Source organism: Streptomyces sp. T39 (genome assembly GCF_008042045.1).
Classification (GTDB): Bacteria; Actinomycetota; Actinomycetes; order Streptomycetales; family Streptomycetaceae; genus Streptomyces.
On sequence record NZ_RDBP01000131.1, the window covers coordinates 1 to 19,029 of the forward strand.

The 19,029-nt window shown below is 75.5% G+C and carries 5 protein-coding genes and 2 pseudogenes; 1 reads left to right on the forward strand and 6 read right to left on the reverse strand.

The window, feature by feature from the left end; translation table 11 throughout:
• Positions 1–163, forward strand: a pseudogene (locus EAO77_RS41600) (hypothetical protein); the annotation flags it as partial.
• Between the two features lie 173 nt (positions 164–336).
• On the opposite strand, the pseudogene EAO77_RS35940 reads toward EAO77_RS41600, so the two are convergent.
• The 6 genes and pseudogenes from EAO77_RS35940 to EAO77_RS36000 form a co-directional block, all read right to left on the reverse strand.
• A pseudogene (locus tag EAO77_RS35940) lies at positions 337–1,638 on the reverse strand (polyketide synthase); the annotation flags it as partial.
• Positions 1,639–1,929: 291 nt separating this feature from the next.
• A complete protein-coding gene (locus EAO77_RS35945; protein WP_147992507.1) occupies positions 1,930–2,514 on the reverse strand; it encodes a DUF2867 domain-containing protein in 585 nt (194 codons plus the stop codon).
• A gap of 207 nt (positions 2,515–2,721) precedes the next feature.
• Positions 2,722–4,164 carry a cytochrome P450 gene (locus EAO77_RS35950; protein ID WP_147992508.1) on the reverse strand — a complete coding sequence of 481 codons (1,443 nt, stop codon included), beginning with the start codon at positions 4,162–4,164 and terminating at the stop codon, positions 2,722–2,724.
• Between the two features lie 13 nt (positions 4,165–4,177).
• Positions 4,178–5,644, reverse strand: coding sequence for an MFS transporter (locus EAO77_RS35955; protein ID WP_187283572.1), 1,467 nt, complete (start codon positions 5,642–5,644; stop codon positions 4,178–4,180).
• Positions 5,641–16,833: a type I polyketide synthase gene (locus tag EAO77_RS40765; protein WP_261994307.1), complete on the reverse strand. Its 11,193-nt coding sequence runs from the start codon at positions 16,831–16,833 to the stop codon at positions 5,641–5,643. The genes EAO77_RS35955 and EAO77_RS40765 overlap by 4 nt, the downstream gene beginning before the upstream one ends.
• 52 nt (positions 16,834–16,885) lie before the next feature.
• Positions 16,886–19,029: type I polyketide synthase (locus EAO77_RS36000; protein ID WP_147992510.1), on the reverse strand; the 2,144-nt coding region annotated here is incomplete at its 5' end.

The window sequence follows — 19,029 nt, forward strand, 5'->3', positions numbered from 1 at the left end:
GTACGTCGAGCTGCACGGCACCGGCACCCGGGCGGGCGACCCCGTCGAGGCGAGCGCCCTGGCGGCCGTCCACGGCGAGCACCGCGACGCCGCGCGGCCGCTGCTGGTCGGCTCGGTGAAGACCAACATCGGGCACCTGGACGCCGCGGCGGCCGTGCCGGGGACCTGCTCCAGGGGGCGTTCGCCGCCCGTGGGTGCGGTGGTCGCCGGCGCCGTGGGCGCCGGGTTCCCGCCGTCGGCGTCCGGCGAGAGGGGCCGCACCGCGGAGCCCTCGCCCCCGGCGGACGTGCGGGCGGCCGCCGGCACGGTGTGGCTCGCGCCGCCGGCGGGGGCCGGGGCGGGGGTGCCGGGGGCGGCGACGACGAGGTGGCAGTTGGTGCCGCCGATGCCGAAGGAGCTGACGCCCGCCAGGCGCGGGCCCTCGGGCCAGGGCCCGGCGGCCGCGTTGACGCGCAGCTTCCACTGCTCCAGCGGGATGTCCGGGTTCGGCGTCTCGTAGTTGAGGCTGGCGGGCAGCACGCCGTGCCGGACCGACAGGGCGGCCTTGATGAGGCCCAGCACGCCCGCCGCGGCGTCCAGGTGCCCGATGTTGGTCTTCACCGAGCCGACCAGCAGCGGCCGCGCGGCGTCGCGGTGCTCGCCGTGGACGGCCGCCAGGGCGCTCGCCTCGACGGGGTCGCCCGCCCGGGTGCCGGTGCCGTGCAGCTCGACGTACCGCACCTCCGCGGGGTCGACGCCCGCGTCGCGGCAGGCGGCACGCAGCAGCGCGGCCTGCGCCTCCGCGCTGGGCACGGTCAGCGCGCCCGGTCCGTCGTGGTTGACGGCACCGCCGAGCAGCACGCAGTGGACGTCGTCGCCGTCGGCGACCGCGTCGGCCAGACGCTTGAGCACCACCACGCCCGCGCCCTCGCCGCGGACGAAGCCGTTGGCGCGTGCGTCGAAGGTGTGGCTGCGGCAGTCCGGCGACAGCGCGCCGGCGCGGGCGAAGGCGATGGTGCTCTCGGGCACCAGGTTGAGGTGCACGCCGCCGGCGAGAGCCAGACGCGCGGTGCCGGAGCGCAGGCTCTCGCAGGCCATGTGGACGGCGACGAGGGACGAGGACTGCGCGGTGTCGACCGTCAGGCTCGGTCCGTGCAGGCCCAACTGGTGCGAGACCCGGTTGGCGATCAGGCCGCGGCTGAGACCGGCGACGGAGTGGTGCGACAGCGCGTCCCCGCCCTGCCGGTGCACCAGGGAGGCGTAGTCGTCCCCGGTGGCGCCCAGGAACACGGCGGTGGCGCTGCCGCGCAGGCTCTCCGGCGGGAGGAAGGCGTCCTCCAGGGCCGCCCAGCTCAGTTCGAGCACCATGCGCTGGCGCGGATCCATCACCTGCGCCTCGCGCGGCGAGATGCCGAAGAACTCCGCGTCGAAGTCGGCGACACCGTCGACGAATCCGCCGTGCGGATGGCGCGCCAGCTCGTCGATGTCCGTGGGCCACCGGCCGGGCGGTGCACCGGCTATCGCGTGCCGGCCCTCCCTCAGCATCCGCCAGAACGCCTGCACGTCCTCGGCCCCCGGGACCCTGCACGACATTCCGACGACGGCTACGGCGTTCCGGTCCATCCCGGTGAGCCCCTGCCCGTACTCGTTCCCGCCCATAGAGCTCCAGCCCTTTCTACCCCTTTGCCTGCACGATCCGCGGACGCCGTCCGCAGATACATTTCCGCGGCTGCCGGTCCGGCCAATTTCGGCCGCGGGGGTGGGCCGGGTGGCCCGCGGGGACGCGGAAGGCCCCTTGTCCCGCGCCCGGAGGGCTGCGGCACAAGGGGCCTTCACGCCGAAACACGTGGGGGCCGATCCCGCGCCGGGGGCGCGGGGAGCGGCCCCGGCGGCGTCACCCCGCGCGGCGGGGCGGCACGGGCCGTCCGTGGGGCGCGGGGTGAGGGGGTGTCAGCGGGCCAGGCGGGTCCGCCAGGAGCGGCCGATCGCCTTGACCAGGGACGGGGTCACGAACACGCGCCGGAAGGGGAGGATCAGCGGCATGTAGACCTTCCCCAGCGTGCCCTTCTTCTTGACCAGGATGGCCATCACCGCATGGTGGCCGCCCTTGCCGTCGTCGACCCAGCCGATGTGCATGGCGGCGTGGACGGTCTTGTTGACCACCTCGGTCACCCACTCGTCCTTCGACTGGTAGACCGACTTCAGCGGCACGACCTTCATGTCCGGGCCACGCGGGCCGTTCAGCAGGTCGTCCGGCAGGCGGTCGCGCAAGGAGGGGTTGCGCGGTCCGAGGCCGTGCTCCTTGCCGTCCCACTTGAGGATCGCTCCGAGTCTCCAGCGGATCGCGAACAGCAGCTTGTACATCGGCGAGGGCTTGAAGTCGGCCCCGTCGCTGTCGAACTGTGCCACGAGGAGCGCCAGGTCGTCGGGGCCTCCGGGGGTCTCCAGGTGCCAGACGTCCTCGATCTCGAAGTCCTTGATGAACTCGTGGACCCTCCACGGCCGCTCGGTGAACGCGGTGTCGGGGAGCCTCATGCAATCCTCCATCTCTTGTGGAACGGACGCGCGGCGGGGCGCGCGTCTGACGTGCCCGCCGGGCGGGCAGGTCGCATCGGATGGCCCACGAACGCCGCCGGGTGCACCGGCGGCGTTCCGCGGGACCAACCTACCGGGCCGGTCCGGGGGGCCGGGCCGGGACGCCGGCCCCCGCGGCCGGCGTCCGGCGGGCCGGCACGGCGGCCGTCAGCGCGTACCGGTCGTGGCCCGCACCCGGCGCGGGCGGAAGATCATCCGGGCGCCGTTCCTCGGGATGTTGACGACCGTGCGGCTGTGGGCGAACTCCTGCTTGGAGTCGGCGCGTTCCACGTCCAGGGTGGTCAGGATCTCGGTGAGGGTCGCCTTCAGTTCGACGAAGGCGATCCGGTCGCCGAGGCACCGGGTGTGACCGCCGCCGAAGGGGATCCAGGTGTGGGAGCCGGGCTTGACGCCGAGGAAGCGCTCCGGCTTGAACGCGTCCGGGTCGGGGTAGTTGTGCTCATCCCGGTTGAGCAGGTAGGCGCTGGCCCACAGGCGGTCGCCGGGCTCGTAGCGGACGCCGCCGATGTCGATCGGCTTGACCACCTCGCGGGGGACGATCTGCTGGATCGGCGGGCCGAGCCGCAGCACCTCGTGGACCACCGCGGTCAGGTACTCGTCGCCCTCGCCGGCCTCGATCTCGGCGCGCAGCCGCTCCACGACCTCCGGGTGGCGCGTCAGGAACTCCATGGACCAGCAGATCGCGGCGGCGGTGGTCTCGGTGCCCGCCAGGAACTGGGTCATGATCTCGTCGCGCATCTCGACGCGGCTGGGCTTGGAGCCGTCCGCGTTGGTGATGCCCAGCATGACGCCCAGCAGGTCGTCCCCCTCGGCACCGGAGCGGACGCGCTCCTCGATGGCCGCGTCGACCATGCGGTAGACCCGGTCGCGGCGGGTGAGGAACTCGTTGACGCCGTTGGGCCGCAGCAGGCGGAGCATCTTCACCCGCCAGGCCGGCATCCGGTGGAACATCGTCATGGAGGCGGGGCGGGAGTTGAACTCCAGCATCTTCATCACCTCCTGGAACATCGCGTCCTCGCAGGAGGGGCGGTGCTCGCCGAAGAGGACCTCCATGATGACCTGGGTGGTGTAGCGGTGGGCGTACGGGTGCACGGAGACGGCCCGGTCCCGGGGCCAGGAGGCGACGGTCTCCTTGGCCAGCTGGTAGACGGCGCGCTCGACGCGCTTGAGCGCGTCGCCGCGGAAGCTCGGCATGACGGCGCGCCGCCGTGCGGTGTGGGCGTCCTCGTCCAGCCAGGCAAGCCCGTTCTGGCCGGTCCACTTCTCGATGGGGCCGTTGCTGGAACCGGTGTGCAGCACGTCGCGGGGCGCCAGGAACATGCGCTTGACGTCCTCGGGCGCCGATATGACGTGGATGCGGATGCCGGGGATGATCTTCACCCGGAACCGGCTGCCGTACGCGGCGCGGCACTGCTTCAGGAACGGCTCGGGGCGGGCCCAGATGCTGAGCACCTGCCGCAGCCGTGCCGATTCCACCATGGGGAGCGAGGACGAGGGAACGGTGGTCTGCGCGGCCGGCGCGGAGTGGTCGACGGGGCACTTGCCACCGGAAGCGACGGCCGTGTCGTGGGCGTTGCTGGTGTGGTCCATTGTTCGTGCTTCCTTATCTCGTTGTCGCTCGGGTCATGTGCTCGGGCTGCGGTCCGGCGGCCGGGCCGGTGGGCGCGGGGCGCCGCACCGGGCCGATCGCGAACAGGGCGAGCCCGCTGACGATGGCGGCGCCGGCCATGATCAGGAACGCGGCGCGGAAGGAGGTGAGGTCGGGCCGTCCGGCGAGCACGGCCGCGACGACGGAGACGCCGACGGCCATGCCGATCTGACGGGACATGGACGCCATGCCGGTGCCGGTGGCCACCCGCTCCGGCGGCAGGGAGAGGGTCGCCGACGCGGCCAGCGCGGGCAGGATGAGGCCGAAGCCGATGCCGCCGATGATCGACCCCGGCAGGAAGTGCCCGGTGAAGTCCGGGGTTCCGTCGAGGGCGTACGTCCACCACAGACCGCCGCCCGCGAAGGCGGCGGCGCCGACGGGGCCGACCAGGTGGACGCCGTGCCGGACGGCCAGGATGCCGCTCGGCACGGCGCACAGGGCGGCGGCCACCGGCCCGGGCGCGATCTCCATCGCACCGCGCAGGGTCGAGTGCTGCCAGACCTGGGTGAGGAACAGGATGGTGGACAGGGCCATCGCGCCGACTCCCATGAAGAAGAAGCCGGTCGCGACGTTGCCGAGGGCGATGGTCCGGATCCGCAGCAGTTCCGGCTCGAAGACCGGCGCCGGGTGCCGCAGCGCGCGGCGCACCGTCCAGAAGAGGCCGAGCGCGCCGGCCGCGGACAGTCCGGCGACCTCGGCGCCTGCCCATCCCCAGGACTGCCCCTGGGCGATGGTGGCGACGACCGCGGCGACGGACACGGCGAGCACCGCGCTGCCGAGGAGGTCGGGCACCGGGCCCCTCTCCTTGGCGGACCGGTGCAGCGACCAGGCGCCGATCAGCAGGGCCACCGTGCCGAGCGGCAGGTTGACGACGAACACCCAGCGCCAGTCGATCTCCGCCAGCAGTCCGCCCAGGGGCAGCGCGGCGGCCGAGCCGACCCCGCCGACGGCGGTCCACAGTCCGATGGCGATGCCGCGCCGCTCCGGGGCGAACAGCCCCAGCAGCAGGCCCAGCGAGCTGGGCGCCATCAGCGCGGCGCCGACGCCCTGGACGGCGCGGGCGGCGACCAGCACCTCCAGGGACGGCGCCGCCGCGCACACGGCCGACACGCCGGTGAACAGCCCCAGGCCGAGCAGGAAGACCTGCTTGCGCCCGGAGCGGTCCGCCCAGCGGCCGCTGGGCAGCAGGAGCGCGGCGAACGTGATCGCGTAGGCGCTCATGACCCAGGACAGGCCGGTCAGGCTCGCCGTGGGGAAGGACTCCTGCATGCTCGGGAAGGCGATGTTCACGATCAGCATGTCCACCGCGGAGATGAACACTCCGATGAGGATGACCGTGATCGACAGTCCTCTGCGCAGCCCCGTGGCGTCCGTGCCCCGGTCCGCCGCTCGGCCGCGTCGGTGCCTGCCTTCGCCGCTCATGCCTCGATCCACCTTTCGATCGCGTCGGCGGTCGCCTCGGCGGCGGCCTCCATCAGGGCGAAGTGACCGGCCGCGATCTCGACGTGGTCGTCGGCCGTCTCCCATCGGGTCTCGTCCGGCGCCGCGGCGCCGCCGAGCGGCTCTGCGGCCCGGATCATCAGGGTCCTGGCGGAGACGGGCTCCGCCGGGGTGCCGGTGAACAGGCGCAGATAGGCGCCCATGGAGAGCCAGGAGGCGTCGTCGACGGTGATGTCGCGGTGCTCCCCGGTGAGGATGCCGCCCAGCAGGCCGGCGAAGGCCCGCCCGGCGGTGTCGTCCGCCGCGTCGCCGTCGCCGTCGCCGTCGAGCGCCAGCGTGTCGATCATGACGAGGCCGGCGGGCCCGGCGCCGAGGGCCTCCAGGTGCGCCGCGAGCGCCCGCGCCACGACACCGCCCATGGAGAAGCCGGCCAGGACGAACGGGGCGTCGCCCACGGCGGCGCGGATCCCGTCGGCCAGGATCGTCACGGCGGCCTCCCGCGTCTGCGGGGAGAGCCCGGTGCCGAAGCCCGGCAGGGCGCACACGTGCACGTCCCGTTCGCCGTCGAAGCGGTCCGCCAGGCGGACGAACTGCTCCTGGCCGGAGCCGACGACGTACACGTACGACGGCACGCAGACGATCTTCACCCGGCCGGGCCCGGCGGCGAGCTGGGCGATGTGCCCCTCGGCGTCCGGGAGTTCGGCGGCGGAGGCGAAGACCGGCCGGGCGCCCGCCTCCTCGACGAGTTCCCGCAGGGCCTCGGTGAGGGTGCCGTCACCGGCGGCGTCCCGGAGCCGGCGGCCGATCGTCTCCCCGGCGGCGGGTGCCGTCCCCGGCGTCTGCGTCCCCGCCCGCTTGAGCAGCTGCCGCGCGATCTCCCCGGGGGTGGGGTGCTCGAAGACGAACGAGACGGGCAGGCTCAGACCGGTGGCCTGCGCCAGCCGGTTGCGCAGCCCCACCGCGCTCATGGAGTCCATGCCGAGCTCCTTGAGCCGGCGTTCGGCGTCGACGGTGTCCTCGCCGTGGTGGCCGAGGACCGCCGCGACCTGCGCGGTGACCAGGTCGAGCACGACCTGCTCACGGTCGGCGTCGGGGACGCCGGCCAGCCGCTGGGCGAGCGAACCGCCGCCCGTCGCGCGCTGGGCGGGCAGGCGGACCAGGCCGCGCAGCAGGGCGGGAAGGGCACCCTTGCGGGCCTCGGCCCGCAGGGCCGGCAGGTCCAGCTGCACCGGCGCCAGCAAGGGCGCGTCCGCGGCCAGGGCCTGGTCGAACAGGGCGGGCACCCGGTCGGCCGGGAAGCCGGTGACACCCGGGGCGGCGTCCTCGCCGGGCCACGGGCCCCAGGCGAGGACGGTGCCCGGCAGGCCGTCGGCGCGGCGCCGCCGCACCAGGGCCTCGACGGCGGCGTCCGCCGCCGGGTCGCCGGCCCGTCCGCCGCCGAGGGAGGCGAGGGAGGAGAAGACCACGAACGCGGCCACCGGCGCCTGCCCGGTCAGGGCGTCCAGGCGGGCGGCCAGTTCGAGGCCGCCCGGCTCGCCGCCGGTGTGGACGACCGCGGTGAGCGGGCTCCGCAGGGAGCCGAGCACCGCTTCCAGCCGGCCGGCTTCCGGCGTCTCGACGCGCACCCGCGCCCCGGTCTCCGCCAGCTCCGCGGCCAGCCCGTCCAGGGCGTCCGCGGGGGTGCCGAGCAGCAGCAGGTCCCGGACGCCGTGACGGCCGGTCAGGTGGTGGGCCAGCGCCGCACCCTGCGGGGTCGCGCCGCCGGTGAGCAGCACGGTGCCGCCGGGGCCGGGAAGGTCCGCTCCCGCCGTCTGGGCGGGCACCAGGGCCAGCCGGGGTGCGACGAGCATGCCCGCCCGCACCGCCAGGTGCGGCTCGCCGGTGCCGAGCAGGGCGCCCCACTCCGGCAGGGCCTCGCCGTCGGTGTCCACGGCCAGGAAGCGGCCGGGGTGCGCGGACTGCGCGGCCCGCAGCACACCCCACACCGCCGCCTGTGCCGGGTCGGGGACCTCCCCGTCGCGGACGGCGACCGCGTTCCGCGTGGTCACGGCCAGCACACCGCCGGCGGCCGGGCCGCCGTCCGTCCAGCGGCGGACCAGGTCCTCGGCCTCGGCGGCCGCGGCACGCACCGCGTCGGCACCGTCCCCGGCGCCGGTGACGATCTCCGCCAGCACGGCCTGCGGGGCGGGCGCCCCGCCGGCCACGGCGTCCTCCAGGTCCGCGAGGGCCGCGTACCGGTCCGCGGGCCCGCCGGCCCCGGTGTCGCCCAGCACGGCCAGGCGCACCGGGACGGCCGTGGCGGCCGCCACGGGCACCCAGTCCACGCGGTAGAGGGAGGACTGGGCGCGGCGCAGCTCCTCCAGGTGGGCCGGGTCGACCTCGTGGAAGGCGACGCGGTCCACGCCGAGGACGAGCGAGCCGTCCTCGGCGAAGAGCTCCAGACGCAGCGTGTCGCCGTCGGCGGCGACCCGCAGCCGTCCGGCGGCGGCACCGGGGGCGGCCAGCCGCACACCGGTCCAGGAGACCGGCAGCTTCGGCGTGGTCCGGTCGGCGAAGGCCGGCTGACCGCAGTGGAGCGCGGACTCGAACAGGGCCGGGTGGATGCCGAAGCCGGCGGCGCCGGTGCCGTCGGGCAGCGCCAGGTCGGCGTACACCTCGGCGCCGGAGCGCCAGGCCGCCCGCACCCCCTGGAGCGCCGGGCCGCAGTCGAGACCGAGCGCGGCCAGGGCTTCGTACAGCGTGTCCACGGCCACCGGTTCGGCGTGGGCGGGCGGCCAGGCGCCGGCCAGGCCGGGCGCGGGTCCGCTGTCCGCGGCGAGCCATCCGGCACAGTGACGCGTCGCGTCCGCCAGCTGGTCGCCGTCCGGGCGGGAGTGGACGGTGACCGGGCGCCGGCCGTCGGCGCCCGGTGCCCCGACGATCGCCTGGATCTGGAGCGCCGCCCCGTCGGCGAGCAGCAGCGGGGCCTCGAACATCATCTCGGCGAGCAGCGGTGCGCCGACGTCGCGTCCCGCGGCCAGCGCGAGTTCGACCAGGGTGGTGTTCGGCGCGACCGGCAGCCCGAAGGCGGCGTGGTCGCGCAGCCAGGGCTGGGACTCGTGGGACAGCCGCCCGGTGAGCACCCACTCGTCCCGGTCGGCGAGCCGCATCCCGGCGGTGAGCACCGGGTGCCCGACCCGGCCGAGGCCGGAGACCGCCGGGTCGCCCGCGGCGGGCCGGGGCGTCGGCCAGTACCGCTTGCGCTGGAAGGCGTAGGTGGGCAGGGGCACCTGCCGGTTGACCGGGCCGTCGAAGCCCGCGCTCCAGTCGACCTTCACCCCGGCGATGTGCGCCTCGGCGACGGAGAGCAGGAACCGGCGCAGACCGCCCTGCCCGCGGCGCAGCGAGCCGACGACTCCGGTCCGTGCGGTGCCTGCGGCGGCGACGGTCTCCTCCATGGCCACGCCCAGCACCGGGTGCGGGGACATCTCCAGGAAGCAGCCCGCGCCGTCCTCGGTCAGCGCCCGGATCGCGGGCTCGAAGCCGACCGGGTTGCGCAGGTTGGCGTACCAGTAGGCGGCGTCCATGGCGGCGGTGTCCACGAAGGCGCCGAGCGCCGTGGAGTAGAGCGGGACGTTCCCGGCGCGCGGTGCGACCGGGGCGAACGCCTCCAGCATCTCCTCGCGTGCCACCTCCACGTGCGGCGAGTGGGACGCGAAGGTGGCCGGGATCCGCTTGGCCCGGATCTCCTCGCGCTCGCACCTCTCCACCAGGGCGTCGATGGCGTCCAGGTCTCCGGCGACGATCACGGCGGCGGGGCCGTTGACGGCCGCGACGGTGACCCGCTCCCCGTACGGGGCGACGAGCTCCTCGACCCGCTCGACGGGCAGCGCGAGCGAGGCCAGGCAGCTGGCACCGATGAGCCGCTCACGGGCGATGCGGCTGCGCAGCGTGATGATGCGGGCGGCGTCGCGCAGCGACAGCCCGCCGGCCACGTAGGCGGCGGCGACCTCTCCCTGCGAGTGGCCGACGACGGCGGACGGCTCGACGCCGTACGACCGCCAGAGCGCGGCCAGGCTCACCATCACCGCGAAGAGCGCGGGCTGCACCACGTCGACCCGCTCCAGGGACGGCGCCCCGGGAGCTCCGCGGAGCACGTCCTCGAGCCGCCAGTCGGTGAACTCGGCGAGCGCCGCACCGCAGGTGGCGATCTCGGCGGCGAACACCGGAGAGGAGTCCAGCAGTTCGACCGCCATCCCCTCCCACTGCGCGCCCTGTCCCGGGAAGACGAACACCGGCTTCGCGGTCCCCGCGGGACGGCCGGACGCCGTGTGCTCGGTGACGTCGCCGACGGCGAACGCGGCCAGTTCGGCGGCCAGTTCGTCCCGGCCCCCGGCCACGAGCACGGCCTGGTGCTCCAGGCGGGCGCGGGTGGTCAGCTGGGAGTACGCCAGGTCGGGCACGGTGACGCCCGGGTTGTCCAGCAGGTGGCGCCGCAGGCGTTCGGCCTGGGCGCGGACGGCCGCCGGGGTGCGGGCGGACAGCAGCACGGGGACGACGGCGGCGGTCGCGGGCTCCTCGGCCGCCGCGGGCGGCGGCGCGGCCACGGCGTCGTCCTCCGGGATCCCGGCGGGCGGCGCCTCCTCGACGATGATGTGCGCGTTGGTGCCGCTGACGCCGAACGACGAGACGCCCGCCCGGCGGGGGCGGCCCGGCGCCGTCCATTCCCGGGCCTCGGTCAGCAGCGCGACGTCGCCCGACTGCCAGTCGATGTGCGGGGACGGCTCGTCGACGTGCAGGGTGCGCGGCAGAACGCCGTGCCGCATCGCCATCACCATCTTGATGACGCCGGCGACACCGGCCGCACCGGAGGTGTGGCCGATGTTGGACTTGATCGATCCCAGCCACAGCGGTTCGCCGTCGCGCTCGCGGCCGTAGGTCGCCAGCAGGGCGTGCGCCTCGATCGGGTCGCCGAGCACGGTTCCGGTGCCGTGGCCCTCGACCGCGTCCACCTCGGAGGCGTTCAGTCCGGCGTTGGCGAGCGCCTGGCGGATCACCCGCTCCTGCGCCGGACCGCTCGGTGCGGTCAGGCCGTTGCTGGCGCCGTCCTGGTTGATCGCGGTGCCGCGGATCAGGCCGAGGATGCGGCGGCCGTTGCGCCGGGCGTCCGAAAGGCGCTCCAGCAGCACCAGGCCCAGACCGTCGGAGAAGCCCGTGCCGTCGGCGGAGGCCGCGTAGGCGCGGCAGCGGCCGTCGGGCGAGTTGGCGCCCTGACGGCTGAACTCGGTCATCGTGATGGGCGTCGTCATGAAGGTGACACCGCCGGCGAGGGCGAGCGAGCACTCGCCGTTGCGCAGGGACTGCGCCGCCATGTGGAGGGCGACACCCGAGGACGAGCAGGCCGTCTCCACCGACACCGCGGGCCCTTCCAGGCCCAGGGTGTAGGCGATGCGGCCGGAGGCGACGCTCGACATGGTGCCGGTGACGCGGTAGCCCTCGTAGTCGTCGGGCACGAGGATGCCGTAGTCGGATCCGGTGATGCCGGCGAAGACCCCGGTGTCGGTGCCCCGCAGGCTGGTCGGGTCGATGCCCGCGTGCTCCAGGGTCTCCCAGGAGGTCTCCAGCAGCAGGCGCTGCTGCGGGTCCATGGCCATGGCCTCGCGCGGGCTGATCCCGAAGAACTCGGCGTCGAAGTCGCCCATGCCGGACAGGAAGCCGCCGCCGCGCGCGTAGGTGGTGCCGGTCCGCTCGCGGTCGGGGCTGTAGATCCGCTCCAGATCCCAGCCGCGGTCGCCGGGCAGCGGCCCGATCACGTCGCGGCCCTCGGCCACCACCTCCCACAGGTCTTCCGCGGAGGTGACGCCGCCGGGGAAGCGGCAGCCGATGCCGATGACGGCCAGCGGCTCGTCGTCGGTGACGTGGCGCCGCTGCGCGGCGGGCAGGGCCGTGTCCTGCGTGCCCTCGGCCTGCGCGAGCAGCAGCCGTGCGACGGCCAGCGGTGTCGGGTGGTCGAAGACCAGGGTGGCGGCCAGCGGCACACCGGTGCTCTGCGAGAGGCGGTTGCGCAGTTCGACCGCGCTGACGGAGTCGAAGCCCAGCTCCTTGAAGGCGCGTTCGCCGTCCACGCCGTCGGCGGAGTCGTGGCCCAGCACCGCGGCGGCCTGTGCCCGGACCAGGTCGAGCACGACGCCCTCCCGTTCGGCCTCGGGCACCTCGGCCAGCCGGCGGGCCAGCGTGCCGCCGGTGGCGGCACGCCGGGCGGGCACCCGGACGATCCCCCGCAGCACGGCGGGCAGCAGTCCGGCCCTGGCCTGTTCGCGCAGCACCGCGGGGTCGAGGTCGACCGGGGCGAGCAGCGGTTCACCGCCGGCGATGCAGCGGTCGAACAGCTCGTGGCCGAGTTCGGCGGGCAGCGGCAGGATGCCCGCCTGCGCGGCGAGCGCGAGACGGGCCTCGCCGAGGTCGCCGGTGTCACGGCCGTCGGCCCAGTGGCCCCAGGCCAGCACGGTGGCCGGGAGGCCGGCGGCCCGGCGGCCTGCCGCGAGGGCGGCCAGGGACGCGCCGGCCGCGGAGGCGGCCGCCTGGCCCGGTGTGCCGGCCAGGCCCTCGAAGGAGGAGAACAGCACGAACGCGGCGAGGCCGGCGCCGGCGGTCAGCTCGTGCAGGTGCCAGGCCGTGTCGACGGCGGCGCGCAGCGCGTCGTCCAGGTCCTCGTCGCCGAGGGTGTCGATCAGTCCCGCGCCGGGGACGCCCGCGGAGTGGACGACCGCGGTGAGCGGGTGCTCCAGGGAGCCCAGCAGCACGCCCAGCTGGTCCCGGTCGGTGACGTCGCAGGAGACGACGCGCACCTCGGCGCCGAGGGCCTCCAGCGCTCCCGACAGCTCCGCCGGAAGGGCGTCGGCGGCGGCGCCGGACCGGTCCACGGGGGCGGCGAGCACCAGGTGGCGGGCGCCGTGCCGGGTGACGAGGTGCTCGGCGAACCGTGCCCCGGACGCCCCCGTGATCAGCACGGTGCCGTCCGGGTCGACCGGTGCCGGAGCGCCGGCCGGGCCGGTCTGCGCCCGGGCCAGCCGGGGCGCCAGCACCCGGCCGCCGCGCAGCGCGAGCTGCGGCTCGTCCAGCGCGTGCAGCGAGGCCCACGGCAGGTCCGCACGGCTGTCGTCGTCGGCGTCCACCAGCAGGAACCGGCCGGGGTGTTCGGACTGCGCGGCGCGCACCACACCCCACACCGCGGCCTGCGCGGCGTCGGGGGCCTCGTCGCCGGCGGCGACCGCACCACGGGTGAGCACCACCAGCGTGGCCTCGCCGAGCGCGCCGCCGGCCGGCCACTGACGGACCAGGGACACGGCCTGCGCGGCCGCCTCGCGCACCGCGGCGGGCACCGGCCCGGCCGGGGTCGCGATCGAGGCGAGCACCAGCCGCGGCACGGGGGCGCCCTCGTCGAGGGCCCGTTCGAGCGCGGCGGCGTCGGCGTGGCCGTCGTCCGCGGCGGCACCGAGCGCGGCGACCGGCACCGGCTCGGCGGCGGGGAGCGCGAGGGCCGCCCAGTCCAGGCGGTACAGCGCCTCCTGGGCGCGGCGCCGCTGGCTGCCGCGGGGCGGTTCGGCGGCGCGCACCGCGATCCGCTCGGCGTGCCCCACGGGCGCGCCGTCGGTGTCGAAGAGGTCGAGCCGCAGCACTCCTTCACCGGCCGGCACCAGGCGTACCCGTGCCCGGCCGATCCGGTCGCCGGCCAGCCGCACGCCGGACCAGGACGCGGCGGAGGGTGCGGCGGCGCCCGGCCGGTGGGAGAGGTGGAGCACGGACTCCAGCAGGGCCGGGTGGACGGTGTGACCGCCGGGCTCCGTGCCGTCGGGCAGGGCGAGTTCGGCGTACGTCTCGGCGCCGAGGGTCCACGCCGTCTGGATGCTCTGGAGCAGCGGGCCGCTGTCGAGGCCGGCTTCGGCCAGGGCCGTGTACAGGGCATCGACCGACACCGGTTCGGCTCCGGCGGGCGGCCAGGCGGCCTGCCGGGCGGTCAGCGGCTGCGCGCCGGGGGCGATCCGGCCGTGGGCGTGGCGGACGGTGTCGGCGGTCTCGCCGCCGGTGTCCGGGCCGGAGTAGACCGCCACCTCGCGGCGGCCGTCGGCGTCGGCTGCGCCGACGGTGACCTGGACGCGCGCGGTGCTCTCGTCGCCGAGGACGAGCGGGGCGTCGAGGCTCAGCTCCTCGACCAGGTCGCAGCCCAGGTGCCGGCCCGCGGACAGCACCAGTTCCAGCAGGGCCGCGCCGGGGAGGACGGGGGTGCCGAACAGTGCGTGGTCCCGGGTCCAGGGCTGCCCCTGATGGGAGACGCGCCCGGTGAGGATCCACTCGTCGCGGTCGCCGACCTGGACGGCGGCGGCGAGCACGGGGTGCTCGACGGGGCCGAGGCCGACGGCGGAGGCGTCGGCGAGGCCGGTGGCGTCGAGCCAGTAGCGCTTGTGCTGGAAGGCGTAGATGGGCAGCGGGACCTGCCGTGCGCCGGTGCCGGCGAACGCGGCGGCCCAGTCGGTCCGCACACCGGCGGTGTGGGCCTGGCCGACGGAGAGCAGGAAGCGGGCGAGGCCGCCCTCACCGCGGCGCAGGGAGCCGACGACTCCGACGCGCTGGTCGGTGCCGTGGGCGGCGACGGTCCCTTCCACCGCCATGGCGAGCACCGGGTGGGGGGACATCTCCAGGAAGCAGCCGGTGCCGTTGTCGACGAGCGCGGCGATCGCGGGTTCGAAGCCGACCTGGGCGCGCAGGTTGCGGTACCAGTAGCCGGCGTCCAGGCCCGCGGTGTCGAGGAAGCCGCCGGTGACGGTGGAGCGGAAGGGGACCCGGCCGCTGACGGGCTCGACGGGAGCCAGCGCCTCCAGCAGCTCGGTCCGGATGCTCTCGACCTGGGCCGAGTGGGAGGCGTAGTCGACGTTGACGCGGCGTGCGCGCACCCCGTCGCCCTCGCAGCGGGCGGCGATCTCGTCCAGGACGGCCGGGTCGCCCGCCACCACGACCGACGACGGACCGTTCACCGCCGCCACCGACACCGCGCCCGCGAACGGGGCGATCAGCTCCTCCGCCCGCTCCGCGCCCAGCGCCACCGACATCATGCCGCCCCGCCCGGCGAGCCGGTCGCGCACCAACTGCGACCGCACCGCCACGATCCGCGCCGCGTCCCGCAACGACAGACCACCCGCGACGTACGCGGCGGCGATCTCACCCTGCGAATGACCCACCACGGCCGACGGCTCCACACCGTAGGACCGCCACAGCGCCGCCAGCGACACCATCACCGCGAACAGCGCCGGCTGCACCACGTCCACCCGCTCCAGCGACGGAGCACCCGCAACACCGCGCAGCACATCCTCCAGACGCCAGTCCGTGAACTCCGCCAGCGCCTCACCACACGCCGCGATCTCCGCCGCGAACACCGGCGAGGAATCCAGCAGCCCGACCGCCATGCCCTCCCACTGCGCCCCCTGCCCCGGGAACACGAACACCGGCTTGGCGCCGGGCGCGGCACGGCCCTCGACGGTCAGGGGCGACGGCTCCCCGGCGGCGAGGGCGGCGAGTCCGGACAGCAGTTCCTCGCGGCCGGTGGCCGCGACGACACCGCGGTGCTCCAGGTGGGCCCGGGTGGTGGCGGTGGAGAAGCCGAGGTCGGTGAGGTCGAGATCGGCCCGGGCGAGGACGTGCGCCCGGAGCCGGTCGGCCTGGGCGCGCATCGCGGCCGCGGTGCGGCCGGACACGGTCACCGGCACGGCGGGCATCGGGCGTGCCGGCGCGGCGTCCTCGGCGGGGGCCGGAGCCGGCGCCTCCTCCAGGACGATGTGCGCGTTGGTGCCGGAGACACCGAACGACGACACGGCGGCACGGCGGGGACGCTCCCCCGCGAGCCACGGGCGTGCCTCGGTCAGCAGCTCGATGTCGCCCGCCTCCCAGTCGATGTGCGGGGAGGGCTCGTCCACGTGCAGGGTCCGCGGCAGCACACCGTGCCGCATCGCCATCACCATCTTGATGACACCGGCCACGCCCGCGGCCAGCGACGTGTGCCCGATGTTCGACTTGATGGAACCGAGCCAGAGGGGGCCGTTCTCCCGCTCGCGGCCGTAGGTCGCCAGCAGGGCGTGCGCCTCGATCGGGTCGCCGAGCACGGTGCCGGTGCCGTGGCCCTCGACCGCGTCGACGTCGGAGGGACGCAGACCGGCGTTGGCGAGCGCCTGGCGGATCACCCGCTCCTGGGAGGGGCCGTTGGGCGCGGTGAGGCCGTTGCTGGCGCCGTCCTGGTTGATCGCGGTGCCGCGGATCAGGCCGAGGATGTGCCGGCCGTTGCGCTGGGCGTCGGAGAGGCGTTCCAGCACCACGAGACCGAGGCCGTCGGAGAAGCCGGTGCCGTTGGCGGACGCCGCGTAGGCGCGGCACCGTCCGTCCGGCGACACCGCCTGCTGGCGGCTGAACTCGGCCAGCAGGAACGGCCCGGACATGACGGTGACACCGCCGACGAGCGCCATCGAGCACTCGCCGGCCCGCAGCGCCTGCGCGGCCATGTGCAGGGCGACGGCCGACGAGGAGCAGGCCGTGTCCACGGACACCGCGGGGCCCTCGAGGCCGAACACGTACGAGATGCGGCCGGAGGAGACGCTGGCCGCGCCGCCGGTGAGCTGGAAGCCCTCGATGTGCGGCAGGCTGCCCGCGGGCACCGTGCAGTAGTCGCTGGTGCCGACGCCGCAGAAGACGCCGGTGTCGCTGCCGCGCAGCGAGGTGGGGTCGATTCCGGCATGCTCGAACGCCTCCCAGGACGCCTCCAGCAGCAGACGCTGCTGCGGGTCCATGGCGAGCGCCTCGCGCGGGCTGATGCCGAAGAACTCGGCGTCGAACTCGGCTATCCCGTCGAGGAATCCGCCGCCGCTGGTGGAGACGGAACCCGGGCGGGTCATGGTCGGGTCGTAGATGCGCTCCCGGTCCCAGCCGCGGTCGTCGGGTAGCGGGGAGATGGCGTCGCGTCCCGACGCCACGAGCTCCCACAGCTCCTCGGGCGAGGTGATGCCGCCGGGGTAGCGGCAGCTCATGCCGACGATGGCCAGCGGCTCACCGGCCTGGGCGAGCAGCCGCTTGTTGAGCTGGCGGAGCCGGTCGGTCTCCTTGAGGGACTTGCGGAGTGCCTCGACGAGCTGATTCTGGTCGGTGGCCATGTCTATTCCTTCGTTTCCGAGCCGATTGCGGCGGCGGCGTTCTCGGCCGGGGTCATGCGAGGTCCTCCTGGGCCATCCGGATCAGGGCCTCCGCGTCCATGTCGTCGAGCGAGGCGGCCTCCCCGTCCTCGGCGTCCGGGGCGGCCGGGTCGTCGTCGGCCAGTTCGCGCAGGGTGGTGAGGAGCCCTGCCTTGCGCAGCCGGTCGACGGGGATCGACGCGAGCAGCGCGCGGATCTCCTCCTCCTCGGTCCGCGGCGCGGCGGCGCCCCCGGGGGCGATCTCGGGCAGCAGGTGGCGGGCGACGGCCGCCGGGCTGGGGTGGTCGAACACGACGGTGGCCGGCAGGCGGACCCCGGTGGCCTGGGTGAGCCGGTTGCGGAGCTCGACGGCGCTCAGCGAGTCGAAGCCGAGTTCCTTGAACGCCCGTTCCGGGTCGACCGACGCGGCCGTGGCGTGACCGAGCACCGACGCGACCTGCGCCTGGACCAGTTCGAGCACGATCCGCTCCCGGTCCGCCTCCGGCGCCTGGGCCAGACGCCGAGCGAGCGCGGCGGCGCCGGCGTCGTCCACCCGGGCGGCCGGCAGCCGCACCAGGCCCCGCAGCAGCGGCGGAAGCATCCCGGCCCGCGCCTGCGAGCGCAGCGCCGCCGTCTCCAGCAGCACCGGCACGACCACGGAGGCATCCGCGCCGAGCGCCTGGTCGAACAGCGCGAGACCGGTCTCGGCGGTGAGCGCCTTCATGCCCATCCGCTCCAGACGGGCCAGTTCGGCCTCGTCCAGTCCGGCGGCCATGCCCGCCGCCTCCGACCACAGGCCCCACGCGAGGGAGGTGGCGGGCAGACCTGCCGCCCGGCGGGAGGCCGCCAGCGCGTCCAGCGAGGCGTTGGCCGCCGCGTAGTTCGCCTGGCCGGGGCTGCCCATCAGCGACGCGACGGACGAGAAGACGACGAACGCGGACAGGTCCGCGCCGGCGGTCAGCTCGTGCAGGTGCCACGCCGCGTCCACCTTCGGACGCATGACCGCCGCGACCCGCTCCGGCGTCAGCGACTCCACCACGCCGTCGTCCAGCACACCGGCCGTGTGCACCACGGCCGTCACCGGGCGCTCCAGGGTGCCGAGCACGGCGGCGAGCCGCTCCCGGTCGGAGACGTCACAGGCCACGACCCGCGCCGCGCAGCCCGACTCGGCGAGCTCGGCCACCAGGTCGGCCGCGCCCTCCGCGGCCGGACCACTGCGGCTCAGCAGCAGCAGGTCGCGCACCCCGTACGCGGTGGCGAGGTGACGGGCGAACAGTGCGCCCAGGCCACCCGTACCACCGGTGACCACCACGGTGCCCTCCGCGCCCAGCGGCGCCGGCACGGTCAGCACGACCTTGCCGACGTTGCGGCCCTCCCGCAGATGACGCAGCGCCTCCCGGCCCTGGCGCACGTCCCACGTCCGGATCGGGGCGAAGTCGAGGACGCCGTCCCGGAACAGCGACACGATCTCCCGCAGCAGCTCGCCCAGCCGCTCCGGCCCGGCCTCCCACAGGTCGAACGCGCCGTAGGCGACACCCGGCCACCGGGACGCGACCGCGTCCGCGTCGCGGATGTCGGTCTTGCCCATCTCGACGAACCGGCCGCCGCGCGGCAGCAGGGACAGCGAGGCGTCGGTGAAGTCGCCCGCCAGGGAGTTCAGCACCACGTCGACGCCGGCGCCGCCGGTGACGTCCAGGAAGGCGTTCTCGAAGCCGAGTTCACGCGAGGAGGCGAGGTGGTCGGCGGCGACACCCGCCCGGCGGACGACGTCCCACTTCGACGGGCCGGCCGTCGCGAAGACCTCGGCGCCCAGATGCCGGGCGATCTGCACGGCCGCCGTGCCCACACCGCCGGCGGCGGCGTGCACCAGCACCCGCTCGCCGGCGCGCAGCCCGGCCCGGTCCACCAGCCCGTAGTAGGCGGTCGCGTACGCCACGGGCACGGACGCCGCCTCGGTGAACGACCATGCGTCGGGGATCCGGGCGAGGAGCCCCGCGTGGGCGACGGCCACCGGACCGAAGGAGTCCATCACGATGCCGAAGACCCGGTCGCCGGGCGCGAGGTCCGTGACGTCCGCCCCGGTCTCCAGCACCACGCCGGCCGCCTCGGCGCCCAGGGGCGCCTCCTGCGGGTAGAGGCCGAGCGCGATCAGCACGTCGCGGAAGTTCACGCCCGCCG